Source organism: Streptomyces caeni (assembly GCF_042678285.1).
GTDB classification, from domain to species: domain Bacteria; phylum Actinomycetota; class Actinomycetes; order Streptomycetales; family Streptomycetaceae; genus Streptomyces; species Streptomyces caeni.
This window is the reverse complement of record NZ_JBHUDX010000004.1, coordinates 182,213-204,291: the sequence shown is the minus strand read 5'-3', so window position 1 is coordinate 204,291 and position 22,079 is coordinate 182,213. Positions and strand designations below refer to the sequence as shown.

The window sequence follows — 22,079 nt, the reverse complement described above, 5'->3', positions numbered from 1 at the left end:
CGCGAAGGTGGAGGGAGGGCTGACGGGACTTCCCTGACTGCTCTTCAATTCTGGCCTCGTGGTGATCTCGTGGGATCTGGGTTCACTCCCGGCCGTGCGGCCGGGAGACGTAGAGCTGTGCGTACAGCCAGCCTTCCGCCTCCAGGTTTGCCTGTTCCACCCCGGCGGCGGACATCGTATCGAGCACGCCGGCCTGCTCCTGGGGAGAAGCGAACCGCCGCTGTCTGAACAGCGTTTCGACGCGTACGGTCTCGTAGCCCAGTGCGGCCAGCGCGCGCTCGACGGGGTCGAACGGGAACATCCGCAGCACGAAGTGCGCCATCCAGGGCCGCCCGCCGCCCTGGGCTTGCACGACCCGCGTGAGCGTCCGCTCGGTGACATAGCCGAGGCATCCGGTTGAGATCACCAGATCCGCCCCGGCCAACTGGGCACGCTGCCGCGGTGTGGGCTCGTCCTCCTCCAGGTTCGCGTGGACCGCGTCGTCGACGAACCCGGCCTCGAGCGCGTAGGACAGCGCGTTGCCGGAGACGTCCATGCCCACGAACCGGACGCGGTGCGCGGATCGGTGCGTCCGGGACAGCTCCCGATCGCGGGCCAGCAGCGCTTCGCGAGCCCCCGCGTCGGCCTCCGCGCCCTCGGCGTACTCCTCGTCGCGGTAGCGCGCGTACAGGTCGTCCATGGTCAAGTCGTACTTCAGCAGGGCAGCGTTGATCCCGTACGAGCACCCGATGTCCACTACCGTGGGCACCGCGACGCTCCGGGACTCCCGGTATTCCTCGATGAGCTTCTCCAAATAGGGCTTGGCCTGCTGGGGAACGCAGTAGTCGAGCGGGCCCAGCACGTTGAAGTAGGAGCGCGGATCAGGCTGGCTGTAGATGTGGTCGAGCGAGACTTTTCCGGTCGAGTCGAAGCGCACCCGGGCTTACTCCTCCGTGGACAACGAAGTGGAGAGACGGCCTGCGACGGTCACGCGGCCCCGTGTGTCTAGTCCAGCAGCAGGTCACCCCGCACGGCGTGCTCCTCGGCCGCCAGGTGCTCGGGCAGAACCCGGCCGAACAGCTGCCGGGTACGTGCCGGGCTCCCGACGACGCCGGGACGCTCGCTGTAGGCGAATATGGCGGTGTGGCGTGCGACCTCGCCTTGTACGGGGCTCACCCGGTGCAGTGCGTAGCGGCCCCTGAACAGCTGCAGGTCCCCCGGTCGCAGCCTGAGCCGCCGGATCAACCGCTCGCCCCGGCCGTCCAGCACATCGCGGACGGCGTCGACGTTCTCGTCGTCGGCGGACCTGATGTGGGGGCAGTACTCGAAGACCCCGCCGTCCTGGGCACGCTGGGTGAGCATGCTCACGGTGAACTCGTTGGTGTCGAAGTGCCAGGGGTGTTCCATGCCTGGCGGAATGACGTTGAGGACCAGTCCGGCCAGCGGGTCTGCCAGCTCGTACAGCTCCCGAAGGTCGAAGCAGCGTGCGATGAAACCCTGGAACGCCTTGTCGGAGTACAGTCGGCTGATCAGGGAGTTCACGGGAATGCGGTCGCGGGCGACGAACGCGTTGCCCCGCGTGAAGGTCCTTCGTCCCGGATGGCCGTCCGGCAGGGCGGAGTTCACGGCGATGTTGTAGACGTTGACCGTTTCGGCGTCGAAGTACGCCGAGGGGGCGAGGGCCGCGGACTCGTTCTGCAGGGTGGCGCGCAGCGCCGGGCGGACGAAGTCCGGCAGCACGGTGCAGCCCAGAGTGGACAGCTCCTGCCGGGCGCAGGAGAACACGGCCCGCGCCTCGGCGCTCTCAGGATCCGACAGGGGATAGCGCGCGGTGTCGACTATCTGGTCGAGCGTCAGGTTCTTCAAGGGCGATTCACGATCCTCTCCGCGTGTGGTCGACCGTCCTGCGCACCGAACGCCCCTCGTCCGCCGGTTCCACTTCCGACATCCCTGAATCGGCCGACGCGGTCTTTGGGCCGTCCACACCCCACCGTGGAGGCGCGTACACGAGAGTGCCGTGGCGCCGCCGTGATGTCGGAAACCTGCCGGTGTCGAAGCAGCCCCGCCTGAGCCGTGGGGAGACCCGGCTCCATGGGGCCCGAGGTGGCGCCGGGCCGGCCTCGCTCCCGCCCCGGGCCTTCGAGCCGCTCAGCCCGTCCCGTCCGGGACTCGCCGCCTTCCGGGACGGGGACAGGCGCCCGCTGAGCCCGACGAGCAAGTGATCCTCCCGAACTGGGGTCAGCGGCGACGGCCATCGCATTCATGCTCGCTGAGGGCGCGTCGTAACCTCGCCCCCGCCGTAACCCCCGTCACTCTATTGCGAGTTGCATGACCGGTTTCGGAACGAACTGCGGAGCCGGCGTCGCCATCGGACCGGGGCGGTACGCCGGATGACCTGGCCGATGGCGCCATCCCGGAGGTACAACGGCCGTCCCGCGTCGAGCGCCCGCAAAGCCGTCCCGAACCGGCGCAGACGCCCGCGAACTCGTCTCCGGCGCCGTCGACCGCGTCACCGCAGCCGCGGACCACACCGGCACCCATCCCGAGGCCCACGTCGAAACCGCCTGGCGGGAACAGGCCCTGAACGCCGAGGACCTGCCGACCTGGCGACTGGTCCGCTACGCGGACGACTTCGTCATCATGGTCCACGGCACCCGGGAACACGTCGAAGCCCTTCGCGAACAGGTGAGTACGGTCTTGGCACCGATGGGCCTCGTGCTCTCACTGGCCAAGACGCGGATCGTCCACCTCTCGGACAGATTCGGCTTCCTTGGTTTCCGCATCGTCTGGATGCGGAAACGGGGAACGGACAAGTGGCACGTCTGTACCTTCATCGCCGACAGGCCGGTCGCGTCGCTGAAGCGGAAGATCAAGGCACTGACCCAGAAGTTGTCGCATCTCGACCACAAGATCGCGTTGATCCGGATCAACCGGATTCCACGCGGCTGGGCCAACTACTTCAGGCACGCGGTCGCCAAGCACACCATGCAGACCCTGCACACCTTCGTCTGGTGGCGGGTGATCCGTTGGGTGATGCACCGGCACCGCACGAACTGGATGTCGACCCGGCGAAGGTTCCGGACCCCGGAAGGACGCTGGAAAGACATCGAGTTGGAGGGGATCAGGCTGCTCCACCTCGGCAAAGTACCGATCAATCGATACCGCTACCGGGGCAACAGCATCCCCACCCCATGGCCGGATGCTCTGGCCGGTCCGACTCCAACGGCCTGATCTCGTGGAGAGCCCGGTGCCCGGAGACGGGCACGCCGGGTTCGGCGGGCGGGCCGGGGAAACCCACCGGGAGAAATCCCGGCAGGGCGCCCCGGTCCGGGCGGGTAGCGGATGGGGCATCGCGGTAGCGGATGCGGAGTCTGATCCGCTACCCGCTCCTGGAGATCCCGGTGTCCGCTTCCAGGGCCCTGACCAGGTCGTCCACGCCGCGGGTGGACACCCGTGGACGTACCCCTCGACGATGACCGCATACAGGGCCCGGTCGATCCGGCGGCGGCGTTCCAGCAGGCTGGAAAGAAGCTGCCCGTGCGGACCTTGGGGATCGCCGGGTCCAGATCCCCACGTGCCCACCCGACCGTTGAGTTCTCCTCGGAACGGGGCTGGTGAAGAGTCTTCCCAAGCTCAGAGTTTTCGATCGGCGGACTTGCGATACGGTGCGGTTTAGCAGTGTGACGACTTCTCGGGGGATCCTGTGAACCTGTTGATCAGCCGTGTCGCGCGTTGCACGGCCCCGATCCTCCTGGGCCTGGTCCCACTCCTTCTTGCCGGCTGCAACCCTGACCCGACCGACCCCGAGAACGTCGACCCGATCACCTTGGTAAACGACACATCGAAGGCCGTTCACGTCTTCTGGTGTGCAGGCGACGGGGACAACGAATGCGCGGAGCAGGACGACCTAGGAGCCATTCACGCGGGGGCAACTCGCAATGTGCACATTTCGGCCTACGAAGTACTGCTGCACCTCAAGACGGCTTCGGGTCCGGAAGGGTACGTCTGCGAAGTCGACGCCCCGGGCAGCCGGATAGCCCTGAGTGCGTTCCATACCTCCATGAAGTCCGCACACGATCACTGCTCTGACGGAGCCTCTCCAAGCCCTCCACGCTGAGCGGCGCTCGTCGACGTGCTCCACCCATGCCTTCCATCGCCTGATCGAACTGGTGGACTGACATCACCAGGTGCCATCAACGTCGCTGGACGGCGATGGACCGCATGGGCCGCGGCAGGGCTGGAAGCCGTACTCGATTGCATGTTTCGGCAGGTCGCGCACAGCACGGCGTGAACTCCCAAAGCGGGTGTCCGAGCCAGCCGCCCTCGTATCCGCCGGGTCGGCGCGACGCCTCTTGCGAGCCATCGCCCCCAAGAGGAAGATCCTCCTTGATCGAGGGGGACATGATGCTGCGGTTCATGGACTGGTCCGTAGTCGCGATGGGGTGCGTACTGGTTCTCGGAAGTCTCGGTAGCCGCTGGCGGGAGCGGGCCAAGATTTCGAACGGAGACAACCCCGACCCGGGCATGCACTACCTCTGGGCATGGCTCCCCCTTCTCATGGGTCTGGGAATGATCGGCGCCAAGGCGCCAGGCCTGCTGCACGCGCCCCACCCCGTCGTCGAGATCATTGACGCGCTCAACTTCGTACTGGCCGTCACGGTGCTGATCTTCACCGTCCGGTCGGGGCGTCGCTTCTTCCGGCCGCGCGGCACCACGTGACAGCCCGTTCGCAGACGCTCACGGCGGAGCTACCCGGGTTGGGGGGCCAGCAGACATCATTTTGCCCGGTCAGCGACGTAGCTTGACAGTCTCTGCAGATGATGCAGAGAAGGGCGGCACCCCCGCACAGGGTGCCGCCCCTCCTGGTACGCCGGGACCGTTGCCGCGTCGGCGAGGGTCAGGTGGCCGTCAACGGTCCCGGGGCCTGTGTCGCCTAGGGGGCGTTTCGAAAGTCCTGTGCGGTGCCCGCGGTGTCCGGTGCGCGCTCTCGGCGTGCCGGACGAAAGCCCTCGTACCGGACGTACTCGGGGTTTCGGCCGGTGCGGCGAGTGCGGGTGCCCCCTGCTCGAAGAGCCTGGGGGAGCGTGCCGGGCGCCGTGGGTGCTGTGCGGGACTTCCGAAGCACCCCCTAGCGGTGGTCGCTGCCCTCCGAGGAGGACGCCGCGCGCCCCGCCTCCAGGCGGGCCACCGGGATCCGGAAGGGGGAGCAGGAGACGTAGTCCAGCCCGACCTCGTGGAAGAAGTGCACCGACTCGGGGTCACCGCCGTGCTCGCCGCAGACGCCGAGCTTGAGGTCGGGGCGGGTGGCGCGGCCGGCCTGGGCGGCGGCCTTCACCAGGGAGCCCACGCCGTCCCTGTCGATCGTCTCGAAGGGGGAGACGCCGAAGATGCCCTTCTCCAGGTAGGCCGTGAAGAAGCTGGCCTCCACGTCGTCCCGGCTGAAGCCCCACACCGTCTGGGTCAGGTCGTTGGTGCCGAACGAGAAGAACTCGGCGGCCTCGGCGATCTGCCCCGCCGTCAGCGCGGCGCGCGGCAGCTCGATCATCGTGCCGATGGCCAGCTTCAGCCGCGCCCCCGTGGCCTCCTCGACCTCCGCGATGACCCGGTCCGCCTCCTCGCGCACGATCTCCAGCTCCTGGACCGTGCCGACGAGCGGGATCATGATCTCGGCGCGGGGGTCGCCCTTCGCGGCCTTGCGCTCGGCGGCCGCCTCCGCGATCGCCCGTACCTGCATCGTGAACAGGCCCGGGATGACCAGGCCGAGGCGCACACCGCGCAGGCCCAGCATCGGGTTCTGCTCGTGCAGCCGGTGCACGGCCTGCAGCAGGCGCAGCTCGTTCTCGTGCGGCTCCTGGCGGGCCTCCGCCAGCGCCACGCGCACCGACAGCTCGGTGATGTCGGGCAGGAACTCGTGCAGCGGCGGGTCGAGGAGCCGGATGGTGACCGGCAGTCCGTCCATCGCCTCGAACAGCTCCACGAAGTCCTTCTTCTGCAGCGGGAGCAGCTCCTTGAGGGAGTCCTCCCGCTCCGTCTCCGTGTCCGCCAGGATCAGGCGCTCGACCAGCTCGCGGCGGTCGCCGAGGAACATGTGCTCAGTGCGGCACAGCCCGATGCCCTGGGCACCGAAGCGGCGCGCCCTCAACGCGTCCTCGGCGTTGTCCGCGTTCGCCCGTACCCGCAGGCGGCGCTTGCGGTCCGCGAAGGCCATGATGCGGTGCACGGCCTCCACCAGTTCGTCGGCGTCGTCCGCACCCGCGTGCATCCGGCCCTCGAAGTACTCGACGACCGGGGACGGGACCACCGGGACCTCGTCCAGGTACACCTTGCCCGACGAGCCGTCGATGGAGATGAGGTCGCCCTCCTCGACCACCACGCCGCCCGGTGCCGTCAGACGCCGGCGTTTGGTGTCGACCTCCAGCTCCTCGGCGCCGCAGACGCAGGTCTTGCCCATGCCGCGGGCCACGACCGCGGCGTGCGAGGTCTTGCCGCCGCGCGAGGTGAGGATGCCCTCCGCCGCGATCATGCCGTCCAGGTCGTCGGGGTTGGTCTCGCGGCGGATGAGGATGACCTTCTCGCCCGAACGCGACCACTTGACCGCCGTGTACGAGTCGAATACCGCCTTGCCGACGGCCGCACCCGGCGACGCCGCGATGCCCCGGCCGAGCTGCTCCACCTTCGCCTGCTCGTCGAAGCGCGGGAACATCAGCTGGGCGAGCTGGGCGCCCGTCACCCGCTGCAGCGCCTCCGCCTCGTCGATCAGGCCCTGGTCCACGAGCTGCGTGGCGATACGGAAGGCCGCGCCCGCCGTGCGCTTGCCGACGCGGGTCTGCAGCATCCACAACTGGCCGCGCTCGATGGTGAACTCGATGTCGCAGAGATCCTTGTAGTGGTTCTCCAGCGTCTCCATGATCTGCATCAGCCGGTCGTACGACTTCTTGTCGATCTGCTCCAGCTCGGCGAGCGGCACCGTGTTGCGGATGCCCGCGACGACGTCCTCGCCCTGCGCGTTCTGCAGGTAGTCGCCGTAGACGCCCTGGTGGCCGGAGGCCGGGTCGCGGGTGAACGCCACGCCCGTACCGGAGTCGGGGCCGAGGTTGCCGAAGACCATGGAGCAGACGTTCACCGCGGTGCCCAGGTCGTGCGGGATGCGCTCCTGGCGGCGGTAGAGCTTCGCGCGCTCGCCGTTCCACGAGTCGAAGACCGCCTTGATGGCGAGGTCCATCTGCTCGCGCGGGTCCTGCGGGAAGTCGCGCCCGGCCTCGGTCTTGACGATCTTCTTGAACTTCGTGACCAGCTTCTTGAGGTCTGCGGCGTCCAACTCCGTGTCGACCGTGACCTTCTTGGCCTTCTTGGCCGCGTCGAGCGCGTCCTCGAAGAGGTCGCCCTCGACACCGAGGACCGTCTTGCCGAACATCTGGATGAGACGGCGGTAGGAGTCCCACGCGAAGCGCTCGTCGCCGGCCTGCTTCGCCAGTCCCTGCACGGACTTGTCGGAGAGGCCGATGTTGAGGACGGTGTCCATCATGCCCGGCATGGAGAACTTTGCCCCGGAACGAACCGAAACGAGCAGGGGGTTGTCGGCCTGGCCGAGCTTCTTGCCCATCCCCTCCTCAAGCGCGGCGAGGTGCGCACTCACCTCGTCACGCAGTGCCGCCGGCTCCTCGCCGCTGTCGAGGTAGACCTTGCACGCCTCGGTGGTGATGGTGAAGCCCGGAGGGACGGGGAGACCCAGATTGGTCATCTCCGCGAGGTTCGCGCCCTTGCCGCCGAGAAGGTCTTTGAGGTCCTTGTTGCCCTCGGTGAAGTCGTAAACGAACTTCACGCCTTCCACGGCGTTCTCCGTTACGTGGGGATCTTTGTTTTCCGACACGGTCTCGACTCCTCGAGGACGCGATAGCTGCCCTGACGGCGAGGAACATACCCAGATCGAAGGCGCCTGGGTACGTCCACTTGCGCGTCATACGCCCGTAACCACCCGTCCGCCACCGGATTGAAAGTCAAGGCTTTGCAACTCATGACGCACCGACGTTTTCACTTCCTGAACGGATGAAGACCCAGAGATGACCCACAGCGCTCACATGAGCGGGATTCAGCACGTCTGATTTCGATCGATGAACGATCAAGTGGTGGCACTCAGTGCCAGCGTTTGGAGAAGTGCAACCGCTCAAGATCCGCTCATCTGAGCGCTACCCTTATCAGGGGTGGCGAGAATCACGCGCCCAGGAAGCCCCCGATTCCACCATTCGGACGCGCCACAGGACCGGAACACGGTCGTCACACGGACGGGGCGGGCCGCCGCCCCTCACACACCGAGCGCGAGCAGCCGCTCCTCCACCCGCTCCGGGGCATACAGGTACTCGACGACCAGCGCACCCGCCCCGACCAGCGCCGACCGCTCCCCGAGCCGTGAGGTCACCACGTCCAGGTGCGCGGTGGAGCGGGGCAGCGCCCGCTGGTACAGCAGTTCCCGCACCCCCGTGAGGAAGTGAGTTCCGGCCAAATCCCCGGCGATCATCAGCACGCCGGGGTTCAGCAGTGTCACCACCGTCGCGAGGACGTCCCCGACCCTCCGCCCGGCCTCCCGCGCGAGCGCCACCGCCTCCGGATGCCCTGCGGCCAGCAGGTCCCGTACGTCCGATCCCGAGGCGGCCGGCACCCCCGCCTCCGTGAGCCGGTGTGCGACGGCGCCTCCGCTTGCCACCGCCGCCAGACAGCCGTACGAACCGCACCGGCACAGCGCGCCGGCGCCCTCGGGGACGCGGATGTGCCCGATGTCCCCGGCGCCGCCGTCGATACCGCGGTAGATCCGGCCACCGACGACCACGCCCGCCCCGATCCCGGTGGACACCTTGATCAGCACGAACGCCGAGCAGTCCGGGTGACCGGCGCGCTGTTCGCCGTACGCCATCAGGTTCGCGTCGTTCTCGACCAGCACCGGCACGTCCGCGGCGCCGTGCGCGTGCTCCGCGAATGCCCGCCGCAGGCGCCCCCTGATGTCGTGGCCGTCCCAGCCCGGCATGATCGGCGGCTGGACGACCCGGCCGGTGTCGCTGTCGACGGGGCCGGGCACCGCGAGCCCGATCCCGCACACCTCGTGCGCCCGGTGACCGGCCTTCTCCAGCAACTCGGCGAACCAGCGGCCCAGTTCGCCGAGCACGGCCCGAGGCCCGTCCTCGATCACCAGGGCCCCGGAGTGCTCGGCCAGGATCTCGCCGGACAGGGACAGGGCCGCGGCGCGCGCGTGCCGTGTGTCGAGGTCGGCGGCGAGGACCACCGCGTGGGCGTCGTCGAACTCCAGGGTGATCGAGGGACGGCCGCCGAGCGGCGAGCCGACCGGCCCGCCCGCGCCCTCGCGCAGCCAGCCGGCCCGGAAGAGGCGGTCCAGGCGCTGGCCGACCGTGGCCCGGGACAGACCCGTGGCCTGCTGGAGGGCGCCACGGGTCGTGGCGCGGCCGCTGCGCACCAGCTGGAGCAGATCCCCGGCGCCGGCCTGGGCGCCCGGCCTCCCGGCCCTTCCGGTCATGCACACCCCCTTGCGTTCACCAATCCTGCATTACATATTGGGTTTTGCGTGTTAAATAGACGTAACCCTACGGTACCTACTGCCGAACCGGTCGGCCGGACGTCTTTCGGGGAGACCTGAGTGGACCGCACTGCCCAACTCACCGCCCACCGCACGGAACTCACGGGTTCCCTGCGCACCACCGGCTCACCGCCGGGGCAGGGACCGCGTGAGACCGTCCGCCCCGGGACCGATGTATACGATCCGGTCACCATGGCCGCGGGAACGCCGCACGTCAGGGCTGCGCGGGTGCTGGAGGTCAACTGGACGGGGACGTCGACGGTGCCGTCGCGCGGCCTGTATCCGCACCAGTGGTCCTGGGACTCGGCGTTCATCGCGATCGGCCTGCGCCACGTCTCGCCGTTACGGGCGCAGACCGAGCTGGAGACGCTGCTCGACGCCCAGTGGGCGGACGGGCGGGTCCCGCACATCGTCTTCAACCCCTCCGTACCGCTCGACGCGTACTTCCCCAGCCCCGACTTCTGGCGCTCCTCGACCGCGGGGCGTGCTGCGGGCGCCCCGCGCACCGTACAGACCTCGGGCATCGTCCAGCCACCGGTGCACGCGCTCGCGGCCTGGCTGGTGCACCGCGCCGACCCCGGGCTGTCCCGGGCGCGCGGTTTCCTCTCCCGTGTCCACCCCCGGCTCGCGGCCTGGCACCGCTATCTGCTGCACCGCCGCGACCTGGGCGGCGGGGGGCTCGCCTCGGTGGTGCACCCCTGGGAGCAGGGCATGGACAACAGCCCCGCCTGGGACGCTCCGCTGTCCCGCGTCACCCCGGCCCCCACCCGCTCCTTCCGCCGCGCCGACCTCGACCACGGCGCACCCGAGGACCGCCCGACCGACCTGGACTACGGGCGGTACGTGCGGCTGGCGGCGGACTACCGCGACCGCGGATACGCCGACCGCCCGGATGAAGGGGTGGCCCGCAGGGCCCCGGTTGGGGGCGGTGGTGGGAGACGGGCGGGCGAAGGGGTGGCCCGCAGGGCCCCGGTTGAGGGCGGGTTCGCGGTGGAGGACCCCTCGTTCAACGCGCTGCTGATCGCGTCGGAGCACGCGCTGGCCCGCATCGCGCACGAGCTGGGCGCGACGGGCACCGCCCGGCACGCCCGCGCCGAGCGTCTGACCGCGGCCCTCGTCGACCGCCTCTGGGATCCGTCCGAGGGCCTGTTCTTCTGCCGGGACGTGCGCGGCGGCGCCCTCATCCCCGAGCGCACCGTCTCCGGGCTGATTCCGCTGCTGCTGCCCGCACTGCCCCGTGACATCGCGACCGCGCTCGTGCGCACCCTGCACGGACCGCACTTCGGGCTCGGCGGCGCCACCCGGCTCGTGCCGAGTTACGACCTGCTCGGCGCGGCCTTCGACCCGCACCGGTACTGGCGCGGGCCCGCCTGGTTCAACACCGGCTGGCTGGTGGAACGCGGCCTGCGCACACACGGGGAGCAGGCGCGGGCCGACGCGCTGCGCGCGGCCCTGCTCCAGACGGCCGAGGCCACGGACTTCGCGGAGTACGCCGACCCGTACACCGGCGAGGCGTGCGGGGCGCTCGGCTTCAGCTGGACCGCCGCGCTCACGCTCGACCTGCTCCACCAGCGCCCTGGACACGGCGTGTCCCCGGGGGGCACCGGCACGTTCTTACAGGAGTGACAAGGGAGGGGGCCGGCGATGACGGACCGGCATCATCTGCTCGTGCACGGCACGACGTTCGCCGCCGTGGGAGACGGCGGGGACATCAGCGGGGTGCGGGGCGGCGGCTTTCCCGCCGGGTTGTTCGTACGCGACGCACGGCATCTGAGCCGGTGGCAGCTCACCGTGGACGGGGCCGTGCCCGAGACGCTCACCCCGGTCGCGGACAGCGACGCGGCCCGGTGCGTGCTCGTGCCGCGCGGCGGCCGGCAGGAGCCGCCCGCCTACACGGTCTTCCGCGAACAGGCCGTCATCGACAGCGTGTTCGTGGAGTCGGTGCGCGTCACCAGCAACCGCCCGGTCCCCACCACGGTCCGCATCGCGGTCACCGCGGACGCCGACTTCACCGACCAGTTCGAGCTGCGTTCCGACCACCGTACGTACGCCAAGACGGGCGCCCTGCGCTCCCGCCGGATCCTCGACGACGGGGTGGAGTTCGGCTACCGGCGCGGCGAATGGCACTCCCGCACGACGGTCACGGCCGATCCCCCGCCGGACGGCGTGGAGGAGACGGGAACGGGCGCCCGCCGCCTCGTGTGGACGCTGGGGCTGGAGCCGCACGGCTCGGCGGAGCTGGCCCTGCGGGTCGCCGCCCGGCCGCACGGGGCGGTGCAGGACCCGACTATCCCGCCCTCCCCCGCCGCCGCGGGCGAACGACTCCTCGCCATGGAGGGCGAGTTCATGGAGGGCGTGGCGTTCCCCACCGGCTGGCCCGAGCTGGCCGCTGCCTGTGCGCGGGGCCTGTCCGACCTCGCCGCGCTCCAGGTCCCGGCGGCGGGCCCCGACGGCGAGGACCTGCGCGTCCCCGCGGCCGGTGCCCCCTGGTTCCTCACCCTGCTGGGCCGCGACGCGCTCCTCACCTCGCTCTTCGCCCTGCCCTACCGGCCCGGGCTGGCCGCGGCCACACTGCCCGCGCTCGCCGCGACGCAGGCGACCGAGGTCGGCACGCGGTCGGTGGCCCAGCCGGGGAAGATCGTGCACGAGGTGCGGCACGGGGAGCTGGCCCACTTCGGACAGGTGCCGTACGGGCGTTACTACGGCTCGGTCGACGCGACCCCCCTCTTCCTCGTGCTGCTCGGGGCGTACGTGGAGCACACCGGGGACGTGGCGATGGCCCGCCGCCTGGAAGCCCACGCCCGCGCGGCGATCGGCTGGATGCTGGACCACGGCGGGCTCACCTCCCGCGGCTACCTCGTCTACCGCGCCGACCAGGGCGGCCTCGCCAACCAGAACTGGAAGGACTCCCCCGGCGCGATCTGCTCCGCCGACGGCAGCCGCCCCACCGGTCCGGTCATGGCGGCGGGCGCGCAGGGGTACGCGTACGACGCGCTGCGCCGCACCGCGCATCTGGCCCGCACGGTGTGGGGCGACGAGGTGTATGCGGCGCTGCTGGAACAGGCGGCCGGAGACCTGCGCGACCGCTTCCAGCGGGACTTCTGGATGGGCGACCGCTCCTTCCCGGCGCTGGCGCTGGACGGCGAGGGCCGCCAGGTGGACGCGCTCGCGTCGGACGCGGGCCATCTGCTGTGGTCGGGCCTGCTGGACAAGGAGTACGGGGAACTGGTCGGCCGGCGCCTGCTGGAGCCGGACTTCTTCTCCGGCTGGGGCGTGCGCACGCTGGCCGCCGACCAGGCGGCGTACCACCCCATGTCGTACCACCGCGGCTCGGTCTGGCCGCACGACAACGCACTGATCACACTGGGCCTGGCGCGCTACGGACTGCACGACGAGGCCCGCGCGGTGGCTCACGCGCTGGTCGACGCCGCGACGGCGACGGGGCACCGGCTGCCGGAGGTGCTCGCCGGGTACGGCCGCGACACGCATCCGGAGCCGGTGCCGTACCCGCACGCCTGCGTCCGTGAGTCCCGCTCGGCGGCGACACCGCTCGCGCTGCTGACCGCGGTGGGCGGGGCCTGAACGCTCCGTCGGCCGTCCGGTGCGCCGCGCGGGCGCGATGGCGGCGCCCCCTGTTCGAACGTGGTGGAGAGCTGGCTAGGGGGTGTCTGCCCGTCGGGGAGCGGCGTCGTGGGGGCACCGCCCGCGCGAGCGGAGCCGGGAGTGGGGGAGCGTGCTCTGGGCGTGCCGGCCGGAAGTCCCCGTACCGGACGTACCCGGGCTTTCGGCAGGTGCGGCGAGTGGGGGCGCCCCCCGCTCGAAAAGCCCGGGGGAGCGTGCCGGGCGACGCGACCGGGCGAACGTCGCCTGTTGGGGCACTGGGGGGAGAGGCCGGCCGCGCCCACCCGGCGGAGCCGTGTCTCGACACGGTCCCGCGCCCCTTCGGGGCGCTGCCGGAGCGCACGTCTGCGATCCCGTCGGCGCGGAACAGGCCGCGCCGCGGGGGCCGGCCGGGACGAACCCGCCCGGGACCGCGATCGCGAGACCCGCCGAGACCGGTGCGCGGGAACCGTTGACCTCGGGTTTGCCGGGTGTTTGCCGGGCTCTGGGGCTTCGCTGTTGAACGTACGCACCCGGCCACGCGTACGGGAGGACGGCGGGCCCGTCCTCCCCGGTGTGGCCCGCCTCTTCGCCACGGGCTTCACACGGAAGGACCCTTCGGGTTGCCTCTCAACACACGCTCACGAGACACGACGGACCAGCCCGGGGCGGCCACGGACGAGGTCCCGCCGGCAGGGCGGGAGGAAGGAGCGGCCGCCGCACCGCCGGCCACCGCGTCGGCGGCGGCGCGTCCCGTGAAGCCGGAACCGGACACCGACGGCGCCGCGGCAGCGGCGGCACAGGAGCCGCCGGAACCACCCAGCCCCGTCCCGGCGTCCGACGACGGAACCGCGTCTGCCGACGCCACGGCCCAGCCGTCCCCGGACGGACACGCCGAGCCGACGGCGAACGGTCCCGGACCGGCGACCGACGAGCCACAGGACACGGCCGGCGGGGCCGAGTCCCCCGACGCCACCGCGCCCGGCCCCGGCCCGGACACCGCACCGGCGGCCCATGAACCGGCGGACGCCCCCACCCCGGCGACCGACGGCCCGCGGGGCACGGAAAGCTCCGCCGACAGCGCCCCGACCGACAGGACCGCCGCCCCCGACACCGACACCGACACCGACACCGACACAGCGGCCGACCGCACTTCCGAAGCCCCCACGCCCCCCGCGCCCGTCACGGAAGCCGGAGCCGCACCCGAGGCACCCGAGGGCGTGGAGCCCCCGGAGGCCGAAGCCGAACCCGCCACCCCCGAAGCCACGAAACCCCTGGAGGCCACCGAGCCCCTGGAGGCCACCGAGTCCGCGGAGGCCACCGAGTCCGCGGACCGCGCGGCCCCCGCCCCCGGCGGCGGGGCCGACGGCAGCGCTGCGGAGGCCGAGTCCATACGCCCGCGCCGCCGCCTGCGCGCCTGGCGTGCCCGGCACCCGGGTGTCACGCGGGTGCTCGCCCTCGCCGTCACCGTTCTCGCGGGCGCCCTCGTCGTCGTCTCGCTCGTGCTGCCCAACAGGGCCGAGAACCTCCGGCTCGCCTACTTCGCACGCATACCGGTGGAGGCGCTGATGGGCGCCGTCGTGCTGACCGCGCTGCCGCGGCGGCCCCGGCTGGTGGCGGCCTGGCTCGGCGGGATCGCGCTGGGCGTGCTGACCGTGCTCAACCTGCTCGACATCGGCTTCAACCAGTACCTCGGCCGCGGCTTCAACGTCATGCTCGACTGGCCCCTCTTCAGCGACGCGGAGTCCTACCTGGAGGACGCGCTGGGCCGCGCGGGTGCCCTGGGCGTGGTGGTCGCGGCGATCGCGATCGTCCTCGTCGTCCTCGTCCTCTCGGCACTCGCCGTCGTCCGGCTCAGCGGTGTCATGGTGCGCAACCGGGCCACCACCGCCCGCGCGGTCCTCGTCCTCAGCATGGTGTGGATGACCTGCACGGCCCTCGGCCTCCAGAACGGCGGCGTGCCGCTGGCCTCCGAGAGCACCGTCAGGATGGTCGAGCACCGCACCGACCTCCTGCGCCAGACCATCCGCGACGATCGGGAGTTCGCGCGGACCGCCAGAGCCGACGCGTTCGGCGACACCCCGGGTTCCCAGCTCGTGCCCGATCTGCGCGGCAAGGACATGATCTTCACGTTCATCGAGAGCTACGGCCGCAGTGCGATCGAGGACCCGGTCATGGCGCCCGGCGTCGGCAGGACCCTGCAGGACAGCACCGCGGCGCTCGCCAAGGCAGGTTTCCACGCCAAGAGCGGCTGGCTGACCTCGGCGACGTACGGCGGCAGCAGCTGGCTCGGCCACTCCACGTTCCTGTCGGGCCTGTGGATCGACAACCAGAACCGCTACCGCACGGTGACCGCCGGAGACCACCTCAGCCTCACCAAGGCGTTCAAGAAGACGGGCGCCTGGGACACGGTCGGCGTCATGCCCGGCGTGCAGAAGGGCTGGCCGGAGCAGAGGTTCTACGGCCTGGACAAGGTCTACAACGCCTTCCAGCTGGGCTACAAGGGCCCGAAGTTCAGCTGGTCGACGATGCCCGACCAGTACGCCCTGCAGGCGTTCCAGCGCCTGGAGCACAGCAGGAAGCGCGACAAGCCCCTGATGTCGGAGATCATCCTGACCTCCAGCCACCAGCCCTGGGCGCCCATCCCCAAGATGGTGGGCTGGGACCGGCTGGGCGACGGCTCGGTCTTCGACGCCATCGAGAAGGCGGGCAACAACCCGGCGGACATCATCACCGACTCCACCCGCTCGAAGGAGGAGTACGGCAAGTCCATCCAGTACTCGGTCACCGCCCTGACCCAGTGGCTGGAGCGCTACGGCGACGACAACACGGTGCTCGTCTTCCTCGGCGACCACCAGCCGATCTCCCGGGTCAGCGGCAACCACGCCAGCCGTGACGTGCCGTGCGCGATCGTCGCCAAGGACCCGAAGGTGCTCGACAAGATCGCCGGCTGGGGGTGGACGGACGGTCTGCGCCCGGCGCACAACGCCCCGGTGTGGAAGATGAGTTCGTTCCGCGACCGCTTCCTGACGGCGTACGGCTCCACCCCGCACCCTTCGAAGCGCTGACCCGCGCGGCGGTCAGCCGCCGGAGGTGTCCAGCTCCGCGTCCTCGCCGACCCCCGCGCAGTCGTACGGGTCCCTCAGCCAGCCGTCCGGCAGCACCACCCGGTTGTTGCCGGACGTACGGCCGCGGGGCCCGTCGGCGCCGGACGGCCAGGGCTGGTCGAGGTCCAGCCGGTCGAGTCCGGACCGCAGTTCCTCCAGCGAGGAGGTGATCGCGAGCCGCTTCCGCATCTCCGAGCCGACCGCGAAGCCCTTCAGATACCAGGCCACGTGCTTGCGGAAGTCGATGACGCCGCGCGACTCGTCGCCGATCCACTCGCCGAGCAACGTGGCGTGCCGGACCATGACGTCGGCGACCTCGCGCAGCGTCGGACGCGTCAGGTCCCCGGTCCGTCCCTCGAAGGCCGCCACCAGATCCGCGAACAGCCATGGCCGGCCCAGGCACCCACGGCCGACCACGACGCCGTCGCAGCCCGTCTCGCGCACCATCCGCAGCGCGTCCCCGGCCGACCAGATGTCGCCGTTGCCGAGCACCGGGATCTCCGGCACGTGCTCCTTCAGCCGTGCGATGGCGTCCCAGTCCGCCGTGCCGCCGTAGTGCTGGGCGGTGGTGCGGCCGTGCAGGGCGATGGCCGTCACGCCCTCCTCCACGGCGATCCGCCCGGCGTCCAGGTAGGTGAGGTGGTCGTCGTCGATGCCCTTGCGCATCTTGATGGTGACCGGGAGGTGACCGGCGCCGCCGACGGCCTCGCGCAGGATCGCCCGCAGCAGGTTGCGCTTGTACGGGAGGGCGGACCCGCCGCCCTTGCGGGTCACCTTGGGCACGGGGCAGCCGAAGTTCAGGTCGATGTGGTCGGCCAGGTCCTCCTCGGCGATCATGCGGACGGCCTTGCCGACGGTCGCCGGGTCCACGCCGTACAACTGGATCGAGCGCGGCTGCTCGCTCGCGTCGAACCTGATCAGCTGCATGGTCTTCTCGTTGCGCTCGACCAGCGCCCGGGTCGTGATCATCTCGCTGACGAACAGTCCCCTGCCCCCGCTGACCGCGCCCTTAGATTCGCCCGATTCACCCGATTCACCCCGGGCGAAGGATCTGCACATCGTGCGGAAGGGCGCATTGGTGATCCCGGCCATGGGCGCGAGCACGACGGGCGGCTGGACGGTGTGCGGGCCGATCTGCAGCGTCGGAGTCCTCGGGGGCGTGGGCATTGCTCCATTGTCACGCACTCCGGGGGTACCCGGTGCGGTGACCGTGCACCATTCATTAGTTAGACGCACTATTCAAATCCGCGTACGATGACGACCATGCCCGAGCTCAGCCACCGCCGGCGTCTGCTGGTGCTCGCGATCTGCTGCATGAGCCTGCTGATCGTGGGCCTCGACATCACCGTCCTGAACGTCGCGCTCCCCTCGATGCAGAGGGAGTTGCACGCGACCCTGGCGGGCCTGCAGTGGACGATCGACGCGTACACCGTGGTCCTGGCCGCGCTGCTGATGTTCGCGGGTTCCACGGCCGACCGGATCGGCCGCAAGCGCGTCTTCATGGCGGGGCTGATCGTCTTCAGCGCCGGCTCGCTGCTGTGCTCGCTCGCCCCGGACCTGAATCTGCTCGTGGTGTTCCGCATGGTGCAGGCGGTCGGCGGTTCGATGCTCAACCCGGTCGCGATGTCGATCATCACCAACACGTTCACCCACCCCCGGGAGCGGGCCCGCGCGATCGGTGTGTGGGGCGCCGTGGTCGGCATATCCATGGCGGCGGGCCCGCTGGTCGGGGGGCTGCTGGTGGAGTCCGTCGGCTGGCGCTCGATCTTCTGGCTCAACCTGCCGGTCGGGCTGGCTGCCCTGCTGCTCACCCTCCGATACGTCCCCGAGTCCCGGGCCCCCCGGGCCCGCCGCCCCGACCCGGTCGGCCAGCTGCTGATGATCGCCCTGTTCGGCTCCCTGACGTACGCGATCATCGAGGCGCCGAACGCCGGCCCCGCCACGGTCCTGCCCTTCACGGGCCTCGCGCTCATGGCCCTGCTCGGCCTGCTGTGGTACGAGCCCCGCCGCACCGAGCCCCTCATCGACCTGCGCTTCTTCCGGTCGGCCCCGTTCAGCGGCGCCACGCTGATAGCGATCTGCGGCTTCGCGGCCCTGGGCGGCTTCCTGTTCCTGTCCACGCTCTACCTGCAGAGCGTGCGCGGCCTGGACGCCCTGCACGCGGGCCTGTGGATGCTTCCGATGGCGATGCCGGCCTTCCTGTGCGCGCCCCTGTCCGGCCGCCTGGTCGGCAGCCGCGGCCCCCGCCTGCCGCTGCTGATCGCCGGCTGCGCGATGACCGCGAGCGCCGTGCTGTTCGCGGCCTTCGAGGCGGAGACGTCGAACCGCACCCTGGCCCTCGGATACCTCCTGTTCGGCGTCGGCTTCGGTTTCCTCAACGCGCCCATCACCAACACCGCCGTCTCCGGCATGCCCCGCGCCCAGGCGGGTGTCGCCGCCGCCGTCGCCTCCACCAGCCGCCAGCTCGGCCAGACCCTCGGTGTCGCGGTGGTCGGCGCCGTGCTGGCCTCGGGCGTGGGCTCGTCGCCGTACCGGGACGCCTTCGTCTCCGCCGCCCGCCCCGGCTGGTGGATCCTCACCGCCTGCGGCCTCGCGGTGCTGTTCCTGGGCGCGCTGACGACCGGCCGCTGGGGCCGCCGGACGGCCGAACGCACGGCGGAACGGCTGCAGGAGACCGAGGTACGGCAGGCGGCGGGCGTCGGCACGCCCGGTTAGCCGCGCCGGGCCGCAGGGGGGGTCGTGGGGCGGGCCCCGGCCGCCGCCTTCGTCGCCCCGGGCGCGCGTCGGGTCCCGGCGGATGAGCGGTCCGCGAACCGCTCAGCCCCCCTGCCTCTCCAGCGCGATCGCGTGCAGCTTCTCCAGCTTCTCCCGCGAGTCCGCGTCGGCCGGCGCGTACGTCACCATCCGCGCCCCGTTGTGCGGCCCCAGCCACAGATCCGTGTGGTCCACCGCCAGCATCCCGACATGGGCGTTGCGGAACTCCTTGCACTTGCTGCGGGAGCTCACCACCTCGTGCCGCTCCCATGCCGCGCGGAATTCGGCGGACTCCGTGGTCAGCCGCTTGAGCAGCATCTTCCAGGCGGGTTCGGCGAGATGGTCGGCCATCGAGGCGCGGAACTTGGCGGCCATCAGCCGCATCGTCTCCTCCAGCTGCACGATCGACGTCCGCCATTCGGCGTTCGTGTAGCACAGCAGCATGACGTTGCGGTCCGCCGGCGGCACGGCGTCCAGGTCGCACAGCAGCAGCCCGTAGGTGCTGTTGTAGGCGATGATGTCGTACCGGCTGTTCTGGATGCAGGCGGGGATCGGCTCCAGCTGCTTCAGCAGGATGCGCTGGGCCTCGGTGGTCGAGGGGCAGTTCGTGCCGGGCACCGGGTCGGCCGCAGCGGCGAGGTTGAACAGGTGGGCCCGCTCGCTGGAGTCGAGCAGCAGGGTGCGGGCGAGGGCGTCGAGGACCTGGACGGAGACCTGGATGTCCCGCGCCTGTTCCAGCCAGGTGTACCAGGTGACCCCGACCGCGGACAGCTGCGCGACCTCCTCGCGGCGCAGGCCCGGAGTGCGGCGGCGCCGGCCGCGGGGCAGCCCGACCTGCTCGGGCGTGATGTGCTCGCGCCGGTGCCGCAGGAACGCGGCCAGTTCGTGCCGCCGGATCTCGGACGCCCGCGTCCCGGAGCCGTCCGCGTCCCGGGGCTCCCGTGCCGCCCCCGTCTCCTGCACCATGGTCGCCATGCCCCCAGCCTGCCGCCCGCCGGAACCTGTTTCCAGGTAGTGCTTGTACCAGGATAAAGACACTCTGGTACTACGCTGACAGCCGTCGGAGGCTCGAAGGCGTGACCGAGACTCTCACTTCCCGTACCGTCCGCTCCCCGGTGGAGACACCGCAGTTGGGCGGCCTCGGACTCTTCACGGTGCTGCTCGCGGCGGCACTGCCCCTCGTCGACTTCTTCATCGTCAACGTCGCCCTGCCGACGATGGGCAGGGACCTGCACGCGGGCGAGGCCATCCTCGAACTCGTCGTCGCCGGGTACGGGCTCTCGTACGCCGTCCTGCTCGTGCTCGGGGGCCGGCTGGGCGACCTCTTCGGGCGGCGCGCGTTCTTCCTCGGCGGGATGGCCGCCTTCGGGCTGACCTCGCTGGCGTGCGGGCTCGCCCCGAACGCCTGGACGCTGGTGGCGGCGCGCGTGGCCCAGGGCGCTGCGGCCGCGGCGATGCTGCCCCAGGTGCTCGCCACCATCCAGGCCGCGACCGGCGGGCAGCGCCGCGCCAGGGCGATGGGCCTGTACGGCGCGACGGCCGGGCTGTCCATGGTGGCCGGACAGATCCTCGGCGGCGTGCTGGTGGCCGCGGACATAGCGGGCACCGGCTGGCGTTCGGTGTTCCTCGTCAACGTCCCGGTGGTGCTCGTCGGCCTGGTCCTGGCCGTGCGCGCCGTGCCGGAGACCCGCTCCCGGCGCCCGGAGCCGGTGGACGCTCCCGGCACCGTCCTGCTCGCCCTGTCTCTGGTGACCCTGCTCGCGCCGCTGACCGAGGGCCGCGCGGCGGGCTGGCCGCTGTGGACCTGGTTGTCGCTGGCCGCGTCCCCGTTCGCGATGTGGGCGTTCTACGCGGTGGAGCGCCGCGCGGACCGGCAGGGCCGTACGCCGCTGGTGCCGCCGAGCCTGTTCGCGCTGGTGTCGCTGCGCCGCGGCCTGGTGATGGTGGTGCCGTTCTCCATCGGCTTCAGCGGCTTCATGTTCGTCATCGCCGTGGCGTTGCAGCGCGGCGCGGGCCTGGGGCCGGTGCCGGCGGGTCTGGCGCTGGCGCCCATGGCGATCGTCTTCTTCGCCGTCTCGCTGTGGGGACCGCGCCTGATCGCCCGCCACGGCACCCGGGTGGTGACCGCGGGCGGCCTGATCCAGGGGGTCGGGGTGGCTCTGATCGCGCTGGCCGCGTGGCGGGCCTGGCCGGACCTGGGCGTGGTGGAGCTGCTGCCGGGCGCGGCGGTGGCCGGGGCGGGCCAGTCGCTTCAGTTGCCCGTCCTGTTCCGGATCATCCTCTCCGAGGTCCCGCCGGCCCGGGCGGGCGTGGGCAGCGGGGTCATGATCACCACCCAGCAGTCGGCGCTGGCGCTGGGCGTGGCGACGCTCGGCTCGCTCTTCCTGGCGCTGGTACCCGGTATGGGCATGCGGGACGCACTGGTCGTCACGCTCCTGGCCCAGCTGGCCGGAGTGGCCGTGACGACAGGGCTCAGCCTGCGGCTGCCGCGTTCGGTCGGCTGAGCGCTTCCCCTTCGGGCACCCGGTCCGTCAACTCGCCGCCCCGGAAGGCCCCGTTGATCTTCCCGTTGCCGCACACTCCTTGCTGCGCGGGCGGACGGGTACCCCTGGAGGCGTCATGCCGGAGATCGACCGGAGCAAGGTCAGCCGCCGGGACCGGCACGGGCGCGAACACGTCGTGCAGGTGCAGCGGACCGGTGCGCGGCGCACGATCGGCTGCGACACCTGCGGCTGGTCGCAGAGCACGCAGTTCCTGCCCCGGCTGAAGGCGGAGGAACACCTGGCGGAGGCGCACCAGACGACGGTGGACCCGGCGGGCGGCCAGTGCCCCGGCAGGCGGCGTTCGCCCCGTCGCGACGCCCGGCACGCTCCCCCCAGGCTCTTCGAGCAGGGGGGCACCCCACTCGCCGCACCGGCCGAAAGCCCGGGTACGTCCGGTACGAGGACTTCCGGCCGGCACGCCCGGAGAACGCTCCCCCACTCCCGGCTCCGCTCGCGCGGGCGGTGCCCCCACGACACCGCTCCCCGACGGGCGAACGCCGCCTGCCGGGGCAC

The 22,079-nt window shown here is 71.3% G+C and carries 13 protein-coding genes and 2 pseudogenes; 8 read left to right on the top strand and 7 right to left on the bottom strand.

Annotated features, from left to right (window positions below; genetic code table 11):
- Positions 1 to 82 precede the first annotated feature (82 nt).
- Both ACFSL4_RS02315 and ACFSL4_RS02310 read right to left on the bottom strand, forming a co-directional pair.
- Entirely contained in the window at positions 83 to 916 is an 834-nt protein-coding gene (locus ACFSL4_RS02315; protein WP_381077672.1) for a class I SAM-dependent methyltransferase, read from the bottom strand.
- A 68-nt stretch (positions 917 to 984) separates the two neighbouring features.
- The gene (locus ACFSL4_RS02310) at positions 985 to 1,845 is read right to left on the bottom strand and encodes a HalD/BesD family halogenase (RefSeq protein ID WP_381077669.1); all 861 of its coding nucleotides are present in this window, start codon (positions 1,843 to 1,845) and stop codon (positions 985 to 987) included.
- A 714-nt stretch (positions 1,846 to 2,559) separates the two neighbouring features.
- Between ACFSL4_RS02310 and ACFSL4_RS02305 the strand changes: the two genes are divergently transcribed.
- Positions 2,560 to 3,210, top strand: coding sequence for a group II intron maturase-specific domain-containing protein (locus ACFSL4_RS02305; protein ID WP_381077724.1), 651 nt, complete (start codon positions 2,560 to 2,562; stop codon positions 3,208 to 3,210).
- A 154-nt stretch (positions 3,211 to 3,364) separates the two neighbouring features.
- Here the strand turns inward: ACFSL4_RS02305 and ACFSL4_RS02300 are convergent.
- Positions 3,365 to 3,608, bottom strand: a pseudogene (locus tag ACFSL4_RS02300) (transposase); the annotation flags it as partial.
- A gap of 757 nt (positions 3,609 to 4,365) precedes the next feature.
- On the opposite strand from ACFSL4_RS02300, the gene ACFSL4_RS02295 reads away from it, so the two are divergent.
- On the top strand, positions 4,366 to 4,698 hold the full coding sequence (locus ACFSL4_RS02295; RefSeq protein ID WP_381077666.1) for a hypothetical protein: 333 nt from the start codon (positions 4,366 to 4,368) through the stop codon (positions 4,696 to 4,698).
- Between the two features lie 409 nt (positions 4,699 to 5,107).
- Here the strand turns inward: ACFSL4_RS02295 and ppdK are convergent, their stop codons facing one another.
- Positions 5,108 to 7,849 carry a pyruvate, phosphate dikinase gene (gene ppdK / locus ACFSL4_RS02290; RefSeq protein WP_381077664.1) on the bottom strand — a complete coding sequence of 914 codons (2,742 nt, stop codon included), beginning with the start codon at positions 7,847 to 7,849 and terminating at the stop codon, positions 5,108 to 5,110.
- 432 nt (positions 7,850 to 8,281) lie between these two features.
- The gene (locus ACFSL4_RS02285) at positions 8,282 to 9,502 is read right to left on the bottom strand and encodes an ROK family protein (protein ID WP_381077661.1); all 1,221 of its coding nucleotides are present in this window, start codon (positions 9,500 to 9,502) and stop codon (positions 8,282 to 8,284) included.
- A 120-nt stretch (positions 9,503 to 9,622) separates the two neighbouring features.
- Between ACFSL4_RS02285 and ACFSL4_RS02280 the strand changes: the two genes are divergently transcribed.
- The 3 genes from ACFSL4_RS02280 (at position 9,623) to ACFSL4_RS02270 (ending at position 16,230) form a co-directional block, all read left to right on the top strand.
- A complete protein-coding gene (locus ACFSL4_RS02280; protein ID WP_381077659.1) occupies positions 9,623 to 11,188 on the top strand; it encodes an MGH1-like glycoside hydrolase domain-containing protein in 1,566 nt (521 codons plus the stop codon).
- An 18-nt stretch (positions 11,189 to 11,206) separates the two neighbouring features.
- Positions 11,207 to 13,144: an amylo-alpha-1,6-glucosidase gene (locus ACFSL4_RS02275; RefSeq protein WP_381077657.1), complete on the top strand. Its 1,938-nt coding sequence runs from the start codon at positions 11,207 to 11,209 to the stop codon at positions 13,142 to 13,144.
- Between the two features lie 1,409 nt (positions 13,145 to 14,553).
- Complete coding sequence (locus ACFSL4_RS02270) at positions 14,554 to 16,230, top strand: alkaline phosphatase family protein (RefSeq protein WP_381077722.1); 1,677 nt, start codon at positions 14,554 to 14,556, stop codon at positions 16,228 to 16,230.
- Positions 16,231 to 16,242: 12 nt separating this feature from the next.
- Here ACFSL4_RS02270 and dusB read toward each other — a convergent pair whose 3' ends face one another.
- Entirely contained in the window at positions 16,243 to 17,436 is a 1,194-nt protein-coding gene (dusB, locus tag ACFSL4_RS02265; RefSeq protein ID WP_381077654.1) for a tRNA dihydrouridine synthase DusB, read from the bottom strand.
- A 96-nt stretch (positions 17,437 to 17,532) separates the two neighbouring features.
- Here dusB and ACFSL4_RS02260 point away from each other — a divergent pair, with 96 nt between their 5' ends.
- A complete protein-coding gene (locus ACFSL4_RS02260; RefSeq protein ID WP_381077652.1) occupies positions 17,533 to 18,984 on the top strand; it encodes an MFS transporter in 1,452 nt (483 codons plus the stop codon).
- A 102-nt stretch (positions 18,985 to 19,086) separates the two neighbouring features.
- Here the strand turns inward: ACFSL4_RS02260 and ACFSL4_RS02255 are convergent, their stop codons facing one another.
- A complete protein-coding gene (locus ACFSL4_RS02255; protein WP_381077719.1) occupies positions 19,087 to 19,989 on the bottom strand; it encodes a helix-turn-helix transcriptional regulator in 903 nt (300 codons plus the stop codon).
- 110 nt (positions 19,990 to 20,099) lie between these two features.
- Here ACFSL4_RS02255 and ACFSL4_RS02250 point away from each other — a divergent pair, with 110 nt between their 5' ends.
- Together ACFSL4_RS02250 and ACFSL4_RS02245 are read left to right on the top strand one after the other, a co-directional pair.
- Entirely contained in the window at positions 20,100 to 21,527 is a 1,428-nt protein-coding gene (locus ACFSL4_RS02250) for an MFS transporter (RefSeq protein WP_381077649.1), read from the top strand.
- 115 nt (positions 21,528 to 21,642) lie between these two features.
- Positions 21,643 to 21,840 (top strand): annotated as a pseudogene (locus ACFSL4_RS02245) (hypothetical protein); the annotation flags it as partial.
- Positions 21,841 to 22,079 lie beyond the last annotated feature (239 nt).